General features: G+C 63.3%; 17 protein-coding genes and 2 pseudogenes. 14 read left to right on the forward strand and 5 right to left on the reverse strand.

Annotated elements, in window-relative coordinates:
- Nucleotides 1-28 precede the first annotated feature (28 nt).
- A complete protein-coding gene (locus tag CAF79_RS25020; protein ID WP_085700788.1) occupies nt 29-1,228 on the reverse strand; it encodes an MFS transporter in 1,200 nt (399 codons plus the stop codon).
- Between the two features lie 308 nt (nt 1,229-1,536).
- Between CAF79_RS25020 and CAF79_RS25025 the strand changes: the two genes are divergently transcribed.
- From CAF79_RS25025 to CAF79_RS25040, 4 genes are all read left to right on the forward strand, one after another.
- Nucleotides 1,537-2,802 carry a cytochrome c gene (locus CAF79_RS25025; protein ID WP_085700789.1) on the forward strand — a complete coding sequence of 422 codons (1,266 nt, stop codon included), beginning with the start codon at nt 1,537-1,539 and terminating at the stop codon, nt 2,800-2,802.
- Entirely contained in the window at nt 2,799-3,272 is a 474-nt protein-coding gene (locus CAF79_RS25030) for a (2Fe-2S)-binding protein (RefSeq protein WP_085700790.1), read from the forward strand. Before CAF79_RS25025 ends, CAF79_RS25030 begins: the two co-directional genes overlap by 4 nt.
- Nucleotides 3,269-5,506: a molybdopterin cofactor-binding domain-containing protein gene (locus CAF79_RS25035; RefSeq protein ID WP_085700791.1), complete on the forward strand. Its 2,238-nt coding sequence runs from the start codon at nt 3,269-3,271 to the stop codon at nt 5,504-5,506. Before CAF79_RS25030 ends, CAF79_RS25035 begins: the two co-directional genes overlap by 4 nt.
- Before the next feature lie 149 nt (nt 5,507-5,655).
- A complete protein-coding gene (locus tag CAF79_RS25040; protein WP_085700792.1) occupies nt 5,656-6,771 on the forward strand; it encodes an alkene reductase in 1,116 nt (371 codons plus the stop codon).
- A gap of 63 nt (nt 6,772-6,834) precedes the next feature.
- Here CAF79_RS25040 and CAF79_RS25045 read toward each other — a convergent pair whose 3' ends face one another.
- Nucleotides 6,835-7,260: a cupin domain-containing protein gene (locus CAF79_RS25045; protein WP_085700793.1), complete on the reverse strand. Its 426-nt coding sequence runs from the start codon at nt 7,258-7,260 to the stop codon at nt 6,835-6,837.
- Nucleotides 7,261-7,434: 174 nt separating this feature from the next.
- On the opposite strand from CAF79_RS25045, the pseudogene CAF79_RS29785 reads away from it, so the two are divergent.
- Nucleotides 7,435-7,581: pseudogene (locus tag CAF79_RS29785) on the forward strand (glutathione transferase GstA); the annotation flags it as partial.
- Nucleotides 7,582-7,663: 82 nt separating this feature from the next.
- On the opposite strand, the pseudogene CAF79_RS29790 reads toward CAF79_RS29785, so the two are convergent.
- Nucleotides 7,664-7,852: pseudogene (locus CAF79_RS29790) on the reverse strand (hypothetical protein); the annotation flags it as partial.
- A gap of 156 nt (nt 7,853-8,008) precedes the next feature.
- Between CAF79_RS29790 and CAF79_RS25055 the strand changes: the two are divergent.
- Nucleotides 8,009-8,605: a paraquat-inducible protein A gene (locus tag CAF79_RS25055; RefSeq protein ID WP_085700795.1), complete on the forward strand. Its 597-nt coding sequence runs from the start codon at nt 8,009-8,011 to the stop codon at nt 8,603-8,605.
- On the forward strand, nt 8,602-9,273 hold the full coding sequence (locus tag CAF79_RS25060) for a paraquat-inducible protein A (RefSeq protein WP_085700796.1): 672 nt from the start codon (nt 8,602-8,604) through the stop codon (nt 9,271-9,273). Before CAF79_RS25055 ends, CAF79_RS25060 begins: the two co-directional genes overlap by 4 nt.
- Nucleotides 9,274-9,284: 11 nt before the next feature.
- On the opposite strand, the gene CAF79_RS25065 is transcribed toward CAF79_RS25060, so the two are convergent.
- On the reverse strand, nt 9,285-10,034 hold the full coding sequence (locus CAF79_RS25065) for an SDR family NAD(P)-dependent oxidoreductase (RefSeq protein ID WP_085700797.1): 750 nt from the start codon (nt 10,032-10,034) through the stop codon (nt 9,285-9,287).
- 163 nt (nt 10,035-10,197) lie between these two features.
- Here CAF79_RS25065 and CAF79_RS25070 point away from each other — a divergent pair, with 163 nt between their 5' ends.
- A complete protein-coding gene (locus CAF79_RS25070) occupies nt 10,198-11,094 on the forward strand; it encodes a LysR family transcriptional regulator (RefSeq protein ID WP_085700813.1) in 897 nt (298 codons plus the stop codon).
- 113 nt (nt 11,095-11,207) lie between these two features.
- Nucleotides 11,208-12,200 carry a zinc-binding dehydrogenase gene (locus tag CAF79_RS25075; RefSeq protein ID WP_085700798.1) on the forward strand — a complete coding sequence of 331 codons (993 nt, stop codon included), beginning with the start codon at nt 11,208-11,210 and terminating at the stop codon, nt 12,198-12,200.
- 6 nt (nt 12,201-12,206) lie between these two features.
- Here the strand turns inward: CAF79_RS25075 and CAF79_RS25080 are convergent, their stop codons facing one another.
- Complete coding sequence (locus CAF79_RS25080; protein WP_085700799.1) at nt 12,207-13,133, reverse strand: LysR family transcriptional regulator; 927 nt, start codon at nt 13,131-13,133, stop codon at nt 12,207-12,209.
- Nucleotides 13,134-13,234: 101 nt separating this feature from the next.
- Between CAF79_RS25080 and CAF79_RS25085 the strand changes: the two genes are divergently transcribed.
- From CAF79_RS25085 to phnE, 5 genes are all read left to right on the forward strand, one after another.
- Nucleotides 13,235-14,074, forward strand: coding sequence for a type 1 glutamine amidotransferase domain-containing protein (locus tag CAF79_RS25085; protein WP_085700800.1), 840 nt, complete (start codon nt 13,235-13,237; stop codon nt 14,072-14,074).
- A 246-nt stretch (nt 14,075-14,320) separates the two neighbouring features.
- A complete protein-coding gene (locus CAF79_RS25090) occupies nt 14,321-15,175 on the forward strand; it encodes a putative selenate ABC transporter substrate-binding protein (RefSeq protein WP_085700801.1) in 855 nt (284 codons plus the stop codon).
- Complete coding sequence (locus CAF79_RS25095; protein WP_085700802.1) at nt 15,172-15,969, forward strand: phosphonate ABC transporter ATP-binding protein; 798 nt, start codon at nt 15,172-15,174, stop codon at nt 15,967-15,969. Before CAF79_RS25090 ends, CAF79_RS25095 begins: the two co-directional genes overlap by 4 nt.
- Entirely contained in the window at nt 15,963-16,790 is an 828-nt protein-coding gene (locus CAF79_RS25100; protein WP_085700803.1) for an ABC transporter permease, read from the forward strand. Before CAF79_RS25095 ends, CAF79_RS25100 begins: the two co-directional genes overlap by 7 nt.
- Nucleotides 16,787-17,484 (forward strand): phosphonate ABC transporter, permease protein PhnE (gene phnE / locus CAF79_RS25105; protein WP_085700804.1); only part of this gene is annotated, 698 nt, incomplete at its 3' end. The genes CAF79_RS25100 and phnE, both read left to right, overlap by 4 nt.

Genomic DNA, 17,484 nt, shown 5'->3' on the forward strand with positions numbered 1-17,484 from the left:
CTTGATCGGACTCACCGGTGTCTGAGGCTCAGGCATCGGTCTTGCGGCTCAGAAACATCGCCAGGGCCAGCGCCGGGAGCAACGCCACGGTCACGGCGGACAGGTTCCAGCCGAAATGCTCGTAGAGCGGACTTGCGACCAGCGACCCCAGCGCGCCGCCGACGAAGATGCTGGTCATGTACACGGCATTCAGGCGGGCCCGGCTGTGCGGATCGATGGCGTACACCTCGCGCTGACCCAGAACCATGTTCAGTTGCACGGCGAAGTCCAGCAGCACCGCGCAAACCACCAGCCAGACATAACTGCTACCCGGCAGCGCGGCGATCAGCAAGGAGGCTGGCGCCAACAACAGTGCAACGAGCGTCCCGCGCCGACCGTGCCCGGCATCGGCCAACCGCCCGGCAATCGGCGCTGCAACCGCGCCGACGGCGCCGACCAGTGCAAAAATCGCCACCTGTGCCTGACTGAAACCGTGGTGTCGCATCAGCTCGATCGGTGCGAGGGTCCAGAACAGACTGAAGCTGGCGAACAGCAAGCCCTGATACAGCGAACGCTGACGCAGGACCGCGTGCCGACGGGCCAGCGCAAACACCGAACCGATCAGCGCCACATACGTCGCCTGATGAGTCGGGACGCGGCGCGGCAAGGCAATCGCCGTGACCAGGGCGATGACGGCCATCAGCGCCGCTGCGCTGAAAAACACCCCGCGCCAGCCGAACACTTCCACCAACAGACTCGACAGTGGCCGCGACAGCAGAATGCCCAGCAACAGGCCGCTCATGATGTTGCCCACCACCCGCCCGCGGCTCGCCTCGGGCGCCAGATGCGCGGCCAGCGGCACCAGGATCTGTACCGCCACCGAAGTGAGGCCGATCAGCAACGACAGGACAAGGAACATCGACGGCGAATGCGTCAGACCGGCGCACAACAGCGTCACACTCGCCGCGAGGGTGAAGCCCACCACCAACCGACGGTTTTCCATCAGATCGGCCAGCGGCACCAGCAACAGCAGGCCCAATGCATAACCGAACTGCGTGAGTGAAACGATCAGACTGGCATTGGCACTGGACAGGCCGATTTGCGGCGCGATCAGTTCGACGATCGGCTGAGCGTAATAAAGGTTGGCCACGACCGCGCCGCAGCAGAATGCCAGGAACGCGACCATCAGGCCGGAAAGAGAAGCGGATTGTTCGGCCTTGGCCGCCGCTGCCGGATTGCCCGTAAGCATGATGACACCTCGATGAGTTTGGAAAGTGACGCCAAGGCTAGGGGCTGCGCCGGCCTTCGAGTATCCATCTGCCGGGCAATTGAGTGATGCGCCAAGTGCAACGATTCCCGGGCGTTGCACTTGGCGCAACGTGCTATTGCGCGGTCTGGCAATACTCGGACGGATGCACCTTCTCTACCCTTGGGCACTTGGCGCAGGGCTTTGCATCGGCGCCCTTTCCCGCTCTTTCAAGGAGTTGTCGAGATGCCGAATCCGTCCTTCACGCCCACCGCGTGCCTCTTGGGCAAATGCTCATGAACGGCCACTTCATGAGATCCAGAGCGCTGTGGATCAGCGCGGCAGCCCTCGCGTCGATCGGTGCAATCGCGGCCCTGGCGCTGATGTGGCGTCCGGCAATCGCGCCGGTCGAGCGTCCGCAAACCTTCGACTCCGCCCAACTGCAACGCGGCGCGCGCGTCGTCGAGGCGGGCGATTGTGCGGTGTGTCATACGCGGCCCGGCGGCCAATACCTGGCCGGCGGACTGCCGCTGGTGACACCGTTCGGTACCCTCTACAGCACCAACATCACCCCGGATCCACAGACCGGCATCGGCCAGTGGTCGTTGCCGGCCTTTGAGCGGGCGATGCGTGAAGGCATCTCGCGCGACGGCCACTTCCTGTACCCGGCCTTCCCTTACATTCATTACCGGCGCATGAGCCAGGACGACATCGCCGACGCCTATGCGTACCTGATGAGCGGCCCCGCCGTGGACTCGCCGCCACAACAGAACCGCATGAACTTCCCGATGAACATCCGGCCATTGGTGTCGTTCTGGAACCTGCTGTTCCTGCACGCGAAGCCATTGACGCCGGTAGCGCAGCAATCGCAGGCGTGGAATCGCGGGCGTTACCTGGTCGAAGGTCCGGGTCACTGCGCGGGCTGTCACTCGCCGTTGAACCTGATCGGTGCCGAGAAGTCCGGCGAAAGCCTGGCGGGCGGCAGCGTGGATGGCTGGGATGCGCCGTCACTGTTGGGCATGGCGAACCGGGCAAACCCGTGGAGCCGCGAACAACTGGTGAGTTACCTGCGGAGCGACGTGGTCGACGGACACGGCACGGCGGCGGGCCCGATGCGCCCGGTCAGCCTCGGTCTGGCGCGCCTGCCCGCGGAAGATGCCCAGGCGATTGCCGAATACTTGCTGAGTCTGCCGGCGAAAACTGCAATCAACGAGATTCCGAACGTCAGCGCCAGCACGGAACCTGCGGATCGCTCCTCTGGCGCGCTGCTGTTCGCCAGCGCCTGCGCCGGCTGCCATGCCCAAGGCGCGCCGATGCGTGAAATCGACGGTCGTCCGGCACTGGATCGAACCTCGGCGTTGCAAGCCGCCAGCCCGCGCAACTTTTTGAAAACCGTACTCGAAGGCATCCCGGCAGAACCCGGCCATGCGGGCCCGGTGATGCCCTCGTTCGCCGCCAGTCTCGACAACGCCCAACTCACTGTTCTGGCGACCTGGCTGCGCCATCAAGCCAACGCCGAGCAACCCTGGACCGACCTTCCTGCCACCCTCCAAGCGCTACGTCAGGAGACGAAATGACTCAGATCACCCTCAACGTCAACGGATCCTCCCAGGCTCTCGAGCTGGAACCCGACATGCCGCTGCTCTATGCGCTGCGCAATCACCTGGGCCTGAACGGCGCCAAGTATGGGTGTGGCCTGGGCCAATGCGGCGCCTGCACCGTCATCGTCGATGACAAACCGGTGTTTTCCTGCCTGACACCCTGCGCCGGTCTCGAGGGCAAAAAGGTTCGGACGGTCGAAAGCCTGGGAACCGCCGAACGCCCCGGTTCTCTGCAACAAGCGTTCATCGATAAACAGGCCGCTCAATGCGGTTACTGCATCGCTGGCATGTTGATGCGTGCGCAGTCACTGCTCGAAAGCAATCCGCATCCCGACGAGCAGACCATTCGCGAACACATGGCAGGCAACCTGTGCCGCTGCGGCACACACTTGCGCATCATCGAGGCGATCAGCCTTGTCGCCCGGCAGAACGGGAGCGCGCTATGACGACAATCAACGAGGTCGATCACAGTCGCCGTGCGTTCCTGCGCGGGGGCGCCCTGCTGGTGGCGTTTGCTCTGGTGCCAGTCGCGCGCCGCGCCCTGGCCGACACCGAAGTCGATACCCTGGGCACAGTCGTGCTGGCGCCGGACCTGCCCGGCAGCCTGCGCACCAACCCTTGGCTCGATGCCTGGATTCGCGTCGGCGCTGACGGCATCACCGTCTACACCGGCAAGGTCGAACTGGGCACCGGAGTCAAAACCGCGTTGCTGCAAATTGCCGCTGAACGCCTGGAGGTCTCGCCGACAGCAATCAACCTGCTCACCGCCGACACCGCACTGACACCGAACGAAGGCTACACCGCCGGCAGCCACACGATTTTCGACAGTGGCACCGCGTTGTTCAACGCGGCGGCACAGGTGCGCGAGATGCTGCTGGAATCGGCCGGGCGCAGCTGGAACGTTGCGCCGGCACTGCTGACGACTCGGGACGGTTTCATTCTCGGTCCGACCGGGCAGCGCATGTCCTACGCCGATGCGGTCCAGCATGTCGATCTGCACCGCTATGCAAAATCCGAATCGCCCTCGATGCCGCCGAGCTCATTCAAGCTCATCGGCCATTCGCTGCCCCGCCTGGATATTCCGGGCAAAGTCAGCGGCGGCGCCGCGTTCGTGCAGGACATTCGCCTGCCGGGCATGCTCCACGCCCGGGTCATCCGCCCGCCGCGTCCCGGCAGCACGCTGGAAACCATCGATATTGAATCGATCCAGGCGCTGTCCGGCGTGGTGCAGGTGATTCGCGACGGCAATTACCTGGCCGTGGTGGCGCGGGACGAATGGCAAGCGATCAAAGCCATGCGCCACGGATACGCTTCAGCACGCTGGAGCGGCGGACAGGCGATCCCCGAATCGCGGGACATCCACACCTTGCTCAAACGCCTGCCATCACGGCGTTATCCGATCAGCCATGAAGGTACGTCCCAGGGCGCGACCGACATCGAATATCGCGCCCGCGTGACCAAGCAATATCTGATGCATGGCTCCATCGGACCGTCCTGCGCCGTGGCCTGGTTCAAGGACGGTGCCCTCACCGTCTGGACCCACACCCAGGGCGTGTATCCGCTACGTGCCGGGATTGCCGAAATGCTGCGGCTGCCACCCGAGCGCGTGCGCTGCATCCACACCGAAGGTTCCGGCTGTTACGGCCACAACGGCGCAGACGATGCAGCGGCCGATGCCGCGTTGATTGCGATGCGCGTGCCGGGCACGCCGGTGCGGGTGCAATGGATGCGCGAGCAGGAAAACCTCTGGGAGCCCTACAGCTCGGCGATGGTCACCGAAGTGCAAGCCAGCCTCGACGCCCAGGGTCGTCTGCAAGATTGGAACTATGAGCTGTGGACCACGCCGCACAACGAACGCATCGTCAACGCCGGGCGCTTGCTGCCCGCACGCCTGCTGGCCCGGCCGTTCACCTCCGCACCCTCGGTGCCGATCGCTCAGCCCGAAGGCGATGGCGATCGCAACGCCGTGCCGCTGTACACCGTGGCCTCTTCGCGGATCGACATGAACTTCGTTACCGAGATGCCGTTCCGCACTTCTGCCATGCGCTCGCTGGGGGCGCACATCAACGTCTTCGCCATCGAAGCCTGTATCGACGAGATGGCCGCCAAGGCAGGAATTGATCCGGTTGCCCTGCGTCTGGCGCACCTGACCGATCCCCGGGCAAGGGCCGTTGTCGAGCAAGTTCGCGATGCCGTCGGCTGGCCACAAAAAAGCAGCGAACCCGGCGCGGGCATTGGCTTTGCGTTCGCGCGCTACAAAAACATCATGGGCTACTGCGCCATCGCCGTGCGCCTGCAAGTGCATCCGCAGACCGGCGAAGTGCAGATCGATCACGTCGTCACAGCGGTGGACGTGGGGCAGATCGTCAGTCCCGATGGCCTGCGCAACCAGGTCGAGGGCGGGATCGTTCAGTCCACCAGTTGGACGCTGTATGAAAAGGTCGCCTATGACGCCGGCGGCATCCGCAGCTACGACTGGAGCGGCTACCCGATCCTGCGCTTCTCGCAAGTCCCCAGGAAGGTCGACGTTCACCTGCTCGACCAGCCGGGACAACCGTTTCTGGGGGCCGCCGAAATCGTTCAGGGCCCCATGGCGGCAGCCATCGGCAACGCCGTGGCGAACGCCACCGGACGACGCTGGTTGAACCTCCCTCTGACCCGCTCGCAACAGCCTTCCTGAGTCGCGCCCTGTTGCATTTCACGCAATGCAGCGTGGCGTCGCGGGTGGATTATCAAGCGCCGGACAGCCGCTTAACGTAGGGCCATCCGGTGCCGGAGCCAATGCCCGACACCGCCCTGCCGACCCTTTTCGAAGACTGGAGAACACCCATGACGCAGCATCTGTTCCGCCCCATCGCCCTCGGCCCCTACACACTTCCCCACCGGGTGGCGATGGCGCCGTTGACGCGCTCCCGTGCCGGGCAGCCGGGCGATATCCCGACAGCCATGAACGCCGAGTACTACCGCCAGCGAGCGAGTGCCGCGCTGATCATTACCGAGGCGACGCAGATTTCCCGTCAGGGTCAGGGTTATGCGTGGACGCCTGGCATCTACAGCAATGAACAGGTGCAAGCCTGGCGTGAAGTCAGCCGTCAGGTACACGAGGCCGGCGGGTTGATCTTCATGCAACTGTGGCATGTGGGCCGGGTATCGCACCCAAGCTTTCAACCGGACAACGCGCTGCCGGTGGCCCCCAGCGCATTGCCCGTACCGGGCAAGACTTTCATCGTCGATGCCGAGGGCAATGGTGTCTGGGGTGACGTGCCAGTGCCGCGCGCACTGCAGGTTTCGGAAATCGCCGACATCATCAACGACTACCGCCGCGCCGCACGCAATGCGCTGAACGCCGGGATGGATGGCGTGGAAATTCACGCCGGCAACGGCTATCTGCTGGACCAGTTCATCAACAGCAACAGCAACCAGCGCACTGACGGTTATGGCGGCACCCTGGAAAACCGCGCGCGTCTGTTGCTGGAAGTCGTGGCGGCGGTGGTCGACGAAGTCGGCGCTGACCGTGTCGGCGTGCGCCTGACGCCCATGGGCCGTTTCATGGGCATGGGCGATGAATCGCCGCAAGCCACATTCGGCTACATCGTGCGCTCGTTGAACCGCTGGAAACTGGCCTATCTGCATCTGGTCGAGCCGGCCGTGGTCGGCACCGTCAAGGACGAGAATTTCGACCCGCGCTGGGACGCGATCATCGCTCAGTTGCGTGATGCGTGGGGTGGCGTGTTGATGATCGCCGGCGGCTACGACCCCGAGTCGGCGGAACAGGCCCTGGCCGACGGTCGCGCCGACATCATCGCGTTCGGCCGACCGTTCCTGGCCAACCCCGATCTGCCTCGGCGAATCCGCGAAGGCTTGGCGCTCAACACACCGGACCCGAGCACGTTCTTTGGCGGCGATCAGCGTGGCTATACCGACTACCCGGTGCACGCCCACTGATACGCTGAACGGCGGACGCAAAAAGGCCTGCCAGATCGGCAGGCCTTTTCGTTTCGGCGACCGTTACTGCTTGAGAATCAACAAGGGCTCGCCCTTCTTGACGATATACGTCGCCAGCTCCGAACCTTTGTCGTTGCCGACATTCCTGGCGATATGCGCCACACCCGCCGGGATGAACAGCGAATCCCCCGCCTTGAGCGTCACCGGCGCCTGCCCTTCGAGCCGGTACTCGAACGTGCCGCTGATCACGTAAGCCACTTCCACACCCGGATGCGCATGGTTGGGCGACGTGACGCCCGGTTCGAAATCAACGCGAGCCTGAATCACCTCGCGATCCGCAGCGCCCAGATCCTGATGGACCAGATCGGTACGGCTCAGGCCCTGCTGCCAGCTTTTCGCCGGGGCGGCGGATGGGGTGTCAGCCGCGTGGACAAGGCCGGTCATCGAAACAAGTACGGCGGCAGCGGTCATCAGAAGTGTACGGCGCATGGTGTTGCCCTCTTGGAAGTAGTGATGTGTTGGCACCTACTTTGGGCGAGGCATGTACGCGGGATGTGTCCTGAGGACGGGGTTTGTTACCCGATTGTGTATGGCGGCGAGATGGATACACGGTCATACAAAGGGTTGGGCCAGCACCTGTGAAAGCCAGCTTCTGAACGCCACGATCTTCGCCAGGTCAATCCGAAGGGCTATCTGGCCGCGCTGATGCTGGACAACGGTGAGGTGCTGACCGTAGGCCCGGAGATTCTGCAATACCTTGCCGACCTCCGTCGCGCAGTCAGGCGCCCGACTCCGGGTCGCTCGCCGGCAGGCCACGCGCTTCTCTGTCTTCATCATCCTTGGCGGGGCTCTGCGGGTCGGCGTTGGCGCTTGCTGAGCGGTTGCCGTCGTGTGGATGTTCAACCGCCACTGAATCGGTGGCGGCCACATCGCTCATGTCTTCCTCCAATGGCGCTTCATCGTCCGGCGGCAATGGGACTGGCGATTCATCCTTGCGGGGATCATGACCGGTTTCATTGTCGGTGGTGCGGGTCACGGCCTGTTGCGAGCGGTTGCCGGGTGCATCTTCATCGATTTCCATGGGGCTCTCCTTTCTGCTGCGGGATATGCGTACCTGAACGTGTGAAACAAGCGTGTGATGGTTAGTGCCCCGTATTGGACGAATGGCGCCCCGGTTGCCGAATGCCCCGGCGCTTCTATAGTGAAAAGGTTCAAGCCCTCCTCGTCCGAGCGCCCTATGGCCAGCACCGATCTACCGATCATCTGTGAGCATTGCGACTGCGTGTACGAAAAAGTCACGTTGGCCAAGCACCAGAAGACTCTCTGCGTGCGCTGCGGCGGCGTGCTCCAGCGCTACAACGGCCTGAGCGTGGAGCAACGCCTGGCCCTGAGTTTCACGGCGGCGATGCTGTGGCTGTTCGCCAATTTCTACCCGGTGATGAGCATCAGCATGAAGGGCCTGAAAAACAGCGCGACTCTGTGGGATTCAGTGTTGGCCCTGAGTCAGGGGCCGATCATCTTCATGGCGATGGTTGCGGCGATCTCGATCATCATCGCCCCGGCCTTTCAGCTGGTTCTGTTGATTTGGGTCTTGAGCTTCGCCCTCGCCTCGCGCCGTTCGCCAGGGTTCAAGCTGTGCATGCGCTGGCTGGAAACGCTGCGGCCATGGAGCATGCTCGAGGTGTGCCTGCTCGGCGCCATGGTCGCGGTGTTCAAACTGGCGGGGATGCTCGACGTGATTCCCGGCATCGGCCTGTTTGCGCTGGCCGTGCTCAGCCTGTTGCTGATCCGCATCGCCGGGCGCGACGTACGTGAACTGTGGGACATCCTGTGAAACGCCCACCGACGGCAACCGAACTCAACCTGTGCCTGTGCCACAGCTGCGGGCTGGCCTGCGACATGGCCGGCGAACCGCACCAATGCCCGCGTTGCGACGCACCGCTGCATCGGCGCAAGAGCAATTCGCTGGCGCGCACCTGGGCCTACATGTTCGCCGCGCTGGCGTTCTACGTGCCGGCCAATCTGCTGCCGGTGATGAACACCACCCTGCTCGGCAACGGAGCCGACAGCACCATCATGAGCGGCGTGCTGGAGTTCTGGGATCACGGCGCGTGGGACATCGCCCTGATTATCTTCATCGCCAGCATCGCGGTGCCGGGAGTGAAATTCGTCGCGCTCACTTTGCTGCTGGTGACCGTGCAACGGGACAGCCATTGGGCGCGCAAGGAGCGTTCGAAGCTGTACCGCTTCGTCGAGCTGATCGGCTATTGGTCGATGCTCGATGTGCTGGTGGTTGCGCTGGTGGCGGCGCTGGTGAAATTCCAGGCACTGGGGGATATCGAACCGCGCGTAGGGATTCTGTTCTTCGGCCTGGTGGTGGTGTTCACCATGCTCTCGGCGATGAGCTTCGATCCGCGTTTGATCTGGGACAACGCGCCGGACGAAGAAACGGAAGAACCCCGGCACTCGACTGAACAGGTGCCGGGGCATCAAGCGACTTGACTCAGATCTGATCAGATCTGCGCGGTGCCACCGTCAACGAACAACTCGATGCCATTGACGAAGCTGCTGTCATCCGAGGCCAGGAACAGCGCAGCCTTGGCAATCTCGCTCGGCTCGCCCAGACGCCCGATCGGCACGATCGACGCCAGTTGATCGAACAACCCTTGCGTGTGTTCCGCCGGCACCAGCCCTGCCAGACCAGGGGTGCGCACCGGGCCAGGGCTGATGGCGTTGACGCGGATGCGCCGTGGTTTCAGGTCCAGCAGCCACGACCGGGCGAAATTGCGCACCGCCGCTTTGCTCGCGCTGTAGACGCTGAAATTCTCAGTGCCCTGCACCGAAGTGGTCGATGAGGTCAGCAGAATCGAAGCGCCATCGCGCAGCAGCGGCAGTGCTTTCTGCACAGTAAACAGCGTGCCCTTCACATTGGCGCCGAAAATCCGGTCGAAGTGCTCTTCAGTGATCGAGCCCAGCGGCAGCATGTCTCCGCCGCCGGCGTTGGCGAACAGGATGTCGAGGTGTCCGGCCTTCGCGGCGATCTCGCTGTAGATGCGGTCCAGATCCTCCAGTTTTGCCACATCGCCCTGAATGCCGATGGCCCGTGGGCCGATGGCGGCGACCGCTTTGTCCAGCTCGGCCTGACGACGGCCGGTGATGAATACCGTGGCGCCCTGGGCGACGAATTCCTGCGCCGACGCCAGGCCGATGCCGGTGGTGCCGCCAGTGATCAGTGCGATTTTGCCTTCAAGTCTGTTGCTCATGATGAATCTCCAGTAACCGTTTCGAGGTAGGTGACGGGTCTTAGGTGAGCCGTTGAAAGCGACTTTAGGCTGATCGATTGAATTGAAAAATCCGCCAAATCGGTTTTGTTTGTACACAGACATGCACAATACTCAGCTCATCTACACCACTGAGCCCGAACCGATGAATCAGTTAATGGCGATCCGCACCTTCGCCCGCGTCGTGGAAAGCGGTTCGTTCACCAAAGCCGCCGACTCGCTGAACCTGCCGAAAACCACGGTCAGCAAACTGATCGGCCAACTGGAAAACCACCTCGGCGTGCGCCTGCTGCAACGCACCACCCGCCGCCTCACCGTCACGGCCGACGGCGCTTCCTATTACCAACTGACCCAGCAATTGCTGCATCAACTGGACGACATCGATCAGGGTTTCAGCCAGGCGCAAGGCCTGCCGCGCGGCAAGATTCGCGTGGACATCGGTGGCTCGACCGCGACGATGCTGGTGATCCCCGAACTGCCGAAATTCTTCGAACGCTATCCGGACATCCAGATTGATCTGGGTGTCAGCGATCGCCCGGTGGACCTGATCAGCGAACGCGTCGACTGCGTGATTCGCGGCGGCCCTCTGACCGAACAAACCCTGGCCGTGCGCCGCCTCGGCGAAGTGTCCTGGACCACCTGCGCCACGCCCGATTATTTGCAACGCCACGGCACCCCGAGCCACCCGCTCGAACTGGCCAGCCATCAATTGATCGCCTATCGCTCGGCCTCCACCGGGCGCATCCTGCCGTCGAACTTCCAGCGCAACGGCGAACGCCATCAAATCGAAGGCAAAGGCCTGATCAGCGTCAACGAGAGCAACGCGCACCTGGCGGCCGGCCTCGCCGGACTTGGGATCATCCACACCTTCAGCTACACGGTGAGGACGGCGATCGAGCGTGGCGAACTGGTGCCGATCCTCGAGGACTGGCGGCCGTCGGCGTATCCGTTTCATGTGCTCTACCCGCCGAACCGGCATTTGAGCAATCGGGTGCGGGTGTTTATCGATTGGCTGGTGGAGCGATTTGCGCAGGTTGATTAAGGCGTTGCGGGGCATTGCTGATTTTTACGCAAAACACCTTTGACCCAGGGCCGGTTCTTCTCATGTCCGCAGACCGGGATACTGACGGCCATCGAAATCATGGGAACCGCACAATGCAAACCGATTACGCAGCCTGGGCCTGGACGTCCGGCCAAGGGCTGGATGGCCTGACACTGACCCGCAAACCCCTCGTGCAACCCGGCCCCGGCCAGGTGCTGGTGGCCAATCGCGCCATCGCCCTGAACCCGGTGGACTGGAAAATCATCGAGTGGGGCCATCCCGCATGGAGCACCGGGCGTGTGCCGGGTGTCGACGGCATGGGCGTAGTGGTCGCGGCCGGCGCCGGCGTGACGCTGCAACCCGGCAGTCGCGTGGCGTATCACCAATCATTGGCGAGCGATGGCAGCTTCGCCGAGTACTGCCTGCTGGACGCCGCCACCGTACTGTCGGTGCCCGCCGCGCTTGATGATGCAACTGCCGCATCGCTGCCCTGCCCCGGTTTGACCGCATGGCAAGCCGTGGAGAAAGTCCCTGCCGGCGAGGCCGCTGATGTGCTGGTGATCGGCGCCGGCGGCGCAGTTGGTCTGCTGCTGGTGCAACTGGCAGTGCAACGCGGCTGGCGGGTCTGGGCGACCGCGTCCGGCGCGCATCATGCAAAACTCAAATCCTTGGGGGCGGTCGGCGTATTCGATTACCGCGAACCGGACTGGAAAACCGCACTCACCGCCAGCCTCGGCGAACGCCGTTTGCACGCCGTGTTCGACACGGTCAGCGGCGCTCACGCAGCAGAAATGGCCAGCATGCTGGGCTACAACGGTCATCTGGTGTGCATTCAGGATCGCCAGGAAACCGCGCCGGTTCCGGCGTTCAGCTCTGCGATTTCGCTGCACGAAGTGGCATTGAACAGCTACCACACCCACGCCAGCCTGCAGGATCGCCAGACGCTGCGCCGCAATGGCGAACAGTTGCTGCAAGCCCTGCTCGACGGCAGCCTGATCGGCCCGGCGCTGCAAACGTTCGACTTCCGCGAACTGCCTCAGGCTCTGCGCGCCTTGAAGGACGGCGCCGGTGGCGGGAAATGGGTGGCGCGCCTGCCCGCCGTTTGAGGCGCGTCAGTCGAGGCCTTCCTCCGCGCCTTGACTGACCTCCCGGGTCAGACAATCAATCAGCGCCCGCGCCGATGCCGACAGTTGCCGATGTGGCGGGTAGATCACCGAGAACGGTCGGGAGCGCCCGCCCGACTGTTCAAGCAATCGCACCAGCCGCCCGCTTTCGATCCGCTCGCGGACGATGAAGTCGTAGGTCTGGCAGATGCCCAGCCCCTGTTCCGCCAGCGACACGATCCCCAATACATCGTCGGACACCTGGATATTGGCGCTGGGCAGCCATTCGCGATCTTCGTCCTGTTCACGAAACAGCCACGGCCCGACGCGGCCGGTGCTGGGCATCACGAACGGCAGGCACGCATGCCGCTGCAGATCGTCGACACTTTGCGGCGTCCCGGCCCGTTGCAGATAATCCGGCGCGGCAACCACACACAAACGCGCATCTTCCAGCTTGCGCCCGATCAATCCGCTGTCCGGCAGCGCGCCCAACCGAATAGCCAGGTCGTACCCTTCGGCCACCAGATCGACGTTGCGATTGCTGATACTCAACTCAACGCGCACTTGCGGATATTGCCGGGTGAATCGGGCAAGCATGGCCGGCAACCGATAGTGTCCGTAAGTGGTCGGCACGCTCAGGCGCACACGGCCACTGAGTTCACCGTCCTGCCCCTGGATCGTGCGCTCCGCATCATCGATCAGGCCGAATGCGGCTCGCGATTGCTCCAGATACAACACACCGGCATCGGTCAGGCTCAAGCGCCGCGTAGTGCGCCGCAGCAACTGCACGCCCAGACGCGCTTCAAGTCGCGAAATCGCCCGGCTGACCACCGACGGCGTGGTTGCGAGAAACACCGCACCGGCGCTAAGCGAACCCTTTTCCACCACCGTAACGAACACTTCGACGTCAGCCAGATAATCGAATCGGCGGCTCATCTTGATCTCCAGAGAACAAATGCTTTGCTGTGGCGAGAGTTTATCGCCGCCATGAGCATCAATACAGTGATCCGCACTTTCCTTCACGTTCTGGAATCGCCATGCGCTCATTCACTCGTCTTGCTTTCGCCTTGTCTCTCTCCGTTGCCGCGTTGAACGCCCAAGCCGCCAATGTGCTGGTGGTGCTGTCGGATTCCGACCATCTCGATCTGAAAGACGGCAAGGTATTCAGCACCGGTTTCTACCTCAACGAGCTGATGCAACCGGTCAAACTGCTGCTTGATGCGGGCCACACCGTGACCTTCGCCACTCCGACCGGCAAGGCGCCGACGCTGGACCGGTCCTCCGACGACAAAATGTATTTCAACAATGACGTCGCGGCCCTGCAGACCCACAAAGCGCTGCTGGACCAACTGAAGATCACCTCGCCCGGCGAGTCGCCGGTCATCAGCCTCTCGCGGGTCGAGCAAGTCGGCTACGACCATTTCGATGCCGTCTACATTCCGGGTGGCCACGCACCGATGCAGGATCTGTTGCACAGCCAGGCGCTGGGCAAACTGCTGAACAACTTCCATCAAAAAGGCAAAACCACAGCGCTGGTTTGCCACGGCCCGATTGCGCTGCTGTCGACCCTGACGGATCCGACCGCATTCACCCGGCAACTGGAAACCGGCAAAGCCAAAACGGCGAACGACTGGACGTATGCCGGCTATAAGTTCACGGTCATCAGCAATCAGGAAGAAGAGATCGCCAAAGGACTGCTGAACGGCGGCACGATGAAGTTCTACCCGCAGACCGCGCTGGAAAAAGCCGGCGGTGTATTCAGCAGCAACACTTCGGCGTGGGCCAGTCATGTGGTGGTTGATCGTGAACTGATAACCGGGCAAAACCCGGCGTCTGCACTGGGTGTCGGCAAGACGCTTGTTGAACGGTTGAAGTGATTGCCGGTTCCGGGCCCGACACTGGTCGGGGTTTGCCCGGGCTGACGTCATCGTGAGCAGGCTCGGTCCTACACTTAAACGAGTACTCCTGTGGGACCGAGCCTGCTCGCGAAGGCGATGGTTCAAACACTGCACACTCATGGACATCCCCAACAAGTCCCCCGTTTCGGCTAACCTGACGGTGCACACGATGACCTTTGCCCCAGTCGGCGCATCGTTCCTGAAGCCCACGAAACGGAGAATTCCATGCTCAAGCGAACCCTGGCACTGACCGCAGGTCTGGCCCTGTCCTTTACCGCCGTGCTGGCGCAAGCCGCCGACGTGTTGAAGGTCAGCGCAATCCCCGATGAAGCCCCGACCGAACTGCTGCGCAAGTTCGAACCGCTGGGTGCTTATCTCAAGCAGAAGCTGGGGATGGACGTCGAGTTTGTGCCGGTGGCCGACTACCCGGCAGTGGTCGAAGCCCTTGCCACCAACCGCCTCGACATGGCGTGGCTCGGCGGTTTCACCTTCGTCCAGGCGCAACTGAAAAGTGATCCCAAAGTGATTCCGTTGGTGCAGCGCGAACAGGACGCGCAGTTCACCAGCAAATTCATCACCGCCGACCCGAACGTCAAAAGCCTCGCCGACCTCAAGGGCAAGACCTTCGCCTTCGGCTCCGTATCGTCCACCTCCGGCAGCCTGATGCCGCGCTACTTCATGCTCAAGGACGGCATCAAACCGGAAACCTATTTCAGCCGCGTCGGCTACTCCGGCGCCCACGACGCCACCGTCGCCTGGGTGCAGGCCGGCAAGGTCGACGCCGGTGTGCTGAACGCCAGCGTCTGGCAAAAACTGGTGGACGCCGGCAAGGTCGACACCAACAAGGTCAAGGTCTTCGCCACCACCCCGGCCTACTTCGATTACAACTGGACCGTGCGCGGCACCCTCGACCCGGCGTTGGCGGCGAAGATCAAAAAAGCCTTCCTCGACCTCGACCCGGCCAACCCCGAGCACAAGAAAATCCTCGACCTGCAAGCCGCCAGCCGTTTCATTGAAACCAGCCCGGACAACTACAAAGGCATCGAGGAAGCCGCCCGCGCCGCCGACTTGCTGAAATGACTCTGCGTCTCAAACACGCTTTTTTGCACCACACCAATGGCGTCGCAGCGCTGCGCGGTGTGGATCTGCAAATTGATGCCGGCGAGCAGGTGGCGATCATCGGCCCGTCCGGCGCCGGCAAATCCAGCCTGCTGAATCTGCTGGCGACCGCCATTCGGCCCAGCAGCGGCGACATCGAAGTGCTGGGCGAGCGCGCCTGGCATTTGTCCGCCCGTGGGCGGCAACGCCTGCGCGCCCGCATCGGCCTGGTGCATCAGGCGCCGCCCCTGCCGCCCCGGCAACGGGTGGTGACGGCGGTGCTGGCCGGCAAACTCGGCCAATGGAGCCTGGGCAAAAGCCTGATCAATCTGCTGCACCCGCTCGACGTGCCCGGCGCCCGCGCCGCACTGGCGCGGCTGGATCTGGCCGACAAACTCTTCAGCCAGTGCCAGCAACTGTCCGGCGGGCAATTGCAGCGGGTCGGCATTGCTCGCGTTTTGTATCAGGCGCCGGAGGTGTTGCTGGCCGACGAACCGGTCTCGGCGATGGACCCGGTGCTGGCCGGGCACACGCTGTCGATTCTGTCGCGCCATGCCCAGGAACATAACGTGACGCTGGTGGCGAGCCTGCACGCAGTGGAGCTGGCGCTGTCGCACTTCCCGCGCGTCGTCGGTCTGCGCGAGGGGCAGATCCTGTTCGACTGCCCGTCCGCGCAGGTCAGCCGCGACATGCTCGACACCCTCTACGCCAATGAACAATTGCAATCTCCGGCGCCTACCGTCACCCCACTGATTGTGCAGATTCCGCGATGCTGAGCGCCGACACCCGCGACCCCGCCGCGCTGCCACGGGTGCTGCTGACCGTGCTGGCGATTGCCTTGCTGTGGCCCGGCATCCAGCTCAGCGAACTGGATCTGGGCGTGCTGTTTCATGCTGACAGCCAGAGTGAAATGGGCCGCTTCGTGTCGATGTTCTGGCCGCCGGCACACGACGAAGCGTTCCTGCAGATACTGCTCAAAGCCACCCTGCAAACCCTGGCCATCGCCACCGCCGGCATGGCCCTGGCTCTGTTGTTGGCAGTGCCGGCCAGCCTGCTCGCCAGCCGCGCTTTGTCGCTGACCGCCGCCTCCCGCAGCGGCCGCCCGAGCCTGTTGGGCCGCCTGCTGCGCTGGCCGGTGCGCGGGCTGCTGATCTTCCTGCGCAGCGTGCCGGAAATCGTCTGGGCGCTGCTGTTCGTGCGCGCCGTCGGCCTCGGCCCGGCGGCGGGCGTGCTGGCCATCGCCATCACCTACAGCGGCATGCTCGGCAAGGTCTACGCCGAAATCTACGAATCCGCCGACCAACGCCCGGCCCACGCCCTGCTCCAGGCCGGCAGCGGCCGCCTCGCCAGTTTCGCCTACGGCGTACTGCCCAACGTCGCGGCGGAACTGCTCTCCTACACCGTCTACCGCTGGGAATGCGCCATCCGCGCCTCAGTGGTCATGGGCTTCGTCGGCGCCGGCGGCCTCGGCCAACAGATCGACCTGTCGATCCGCATGTTCGCCGGCGGCGAAGTCGCCAGCATGCTCCTCACCTTCCTCCTCCTCGTCCTCGGCGCCGACCAACTCAGCCGCCTGCTGCGCTGGAGGCTGGCATGAAACGCCTGATCAATCCGTTGCTGATCCTTGCCATTGTTGCGGCCGTCATTGCCTCGTTCGCCTATCTGGGCCTTGATCTTGAAGAACTCGGCAGTTCCACCAGTCTGAAACAGATGGGCTTGTACGTCGCGCGGTTTCTCAGCCCTGACCTCAGCGCTGACTACCTGAGCGCCATCTTGCGCGGGTCGATGGAAACCCTGGCCATGTCTGCACTCGGCACCCTGCTCGCTGCCGTGTTCGGGCTGTTGTTGGCGCTCCCCGCCGCTGGCCGATTTGGCTGGTTTTTTCAGAGTGCTGCGCGCCTGCTGCTCAATGCCCTGCGCGCGATTCCAGAACTGGTCTGGGCTGCGTTGATGGTGCTTGCGGCTGGGCTTGGGCCGAATGCCGGGACACTGGCACTGGCCCTGCACACCACGGGCGTGTTGGGGCGGTTGTTTGCTGAAGCGCTGGAAAACACACCGCCGGAACCGGCGGATGCGATTCGGTTGCAGGGGGGGAATCCGGTTTTGGCGTTCTGCTACGGCACGCTGCCGAACCTGGCGCCGCAGTTGCTGGCGTACTGTTTGTATCGCTGGGAGAACAATATTCGGATGGCCAGCGTGCTGGGGTTTGTCGGGGCTGGGGGGTTGGGGCAGATGTTGTATGTGAGCTTGAGTTTGTTTCAGGAGGCGCAGGCGGGGACGGTGATTTTGGC

It is taken from the genome of Pseudomonas sp. B26(2017) (genome assembly GCF_002113045.1).
Classification (GTDB): Bacteria; Pseudomonadota; Gammaproteobacteria; order Pseudomonadales; family Pseudomonadaceae; genus Aquipseudomonas.

Coding starts and splice junctions, on each gene's coding strand:
- CAF79_RS25020 (WP_085700788.1), bottom strand. CDS start 1,228: ATGCTTACGGGCAATCCGGCAGCGGCGGCCAAGGCCGAACAATCCGCT.
- CAF79_RS25025 (WP_085700789.1), top strand. CDS start 1,537: ATGAGATCCAGAGCGCTGTGGATCAGCGCGGCAGCCCTCGCGTCGATC.
- CAF79_RS25030 (WP_085700790.1), top strand. CDS start 2,799: ATGACTCAGATCACCCTCAACGTCAACGGATCCTCCCAGGCTCTCGAG.
- CAF79_RS25035 (WP_085700791.1), top strand. CDS start 3,269: ATGACGACAATCAACGAGGTCGATCACAGTCGCCGTGCGTTCCTGCGC.
- CAF79_RS25040 (WP_085700792.1), top strand. CDS start 5,656: ATGACGCAGCATCTGTTCCGCCCCATCGCCCTCGGCCCCTACACACTT.
- CAF79_RS25045 (WP_085700793.1), bottom strand. CDS start 7,260: ATGCGCCGTACACTTCTGATGACCGCTGCCGCCGTACTTGTTTCGATG.
- CAF79_RS25055 (WP_085700795.1), top strand. CDS start 8,009: ATGGCCAGCACCGATCTACCGATCATCTGTGAGCATTGCGACTGCGTG.
- CAF79_RS25065 (WP_085700797.1), bottom strand. CDS start 10,034: ATGAGCAACAGACTTGAAGGCAAAATCGCACTGATCACTGGCGGCACC.
- CAF79_RS25070 (WP_085700813.1), top strand. CDS start 10,198: ATGAATCAGTTAATGGCGATCCGCACCTTCGCCCGCGTCGTGGAAAGC.
- CAF79_RS25075 (WP_085700798.1), top strand. CDS start 11,208: ATGCAAACCGATTACGCAGCCTGGGCCTGGACGTCCGGCCAAGGGCTG.
- CAF79_RS25080 (WP_085700799.1), bottom strand. CDS start 13,133: ATGAGCCGCCGATTCGATTATCTGGCTGACGTCGAAGTGTTCGTTACG.
- CAF79_RS25085 (WP_085700800.1), top strand. CDS start 13,235: ATGCGCTCATTCACTCGTCTTGCTTTCGCCTTGTCTCTCTCCGTTGCC.
- CAF79_RS25090 (WP_085700801.1), top strand. CDS start 14,321: ATGCTCAAGCGAACCCTGGCACTGACCGCAGGTCTGGCCCTGTCCTTT.
- CAF79_RS25095 (WP_085700802.1), top strand. CDS start 15,172: ATGACTCTGCGTCTCAAACACGCTTTTTTGCACCACACCAATGGCGTC.
- CAF79_RS25100 (WP_085700803.1), top strand. CDS start 15,963: ATGCTGAGCGCCGACACCCGCGACCCCGCCGCGCTGCCACGGGTGCTG.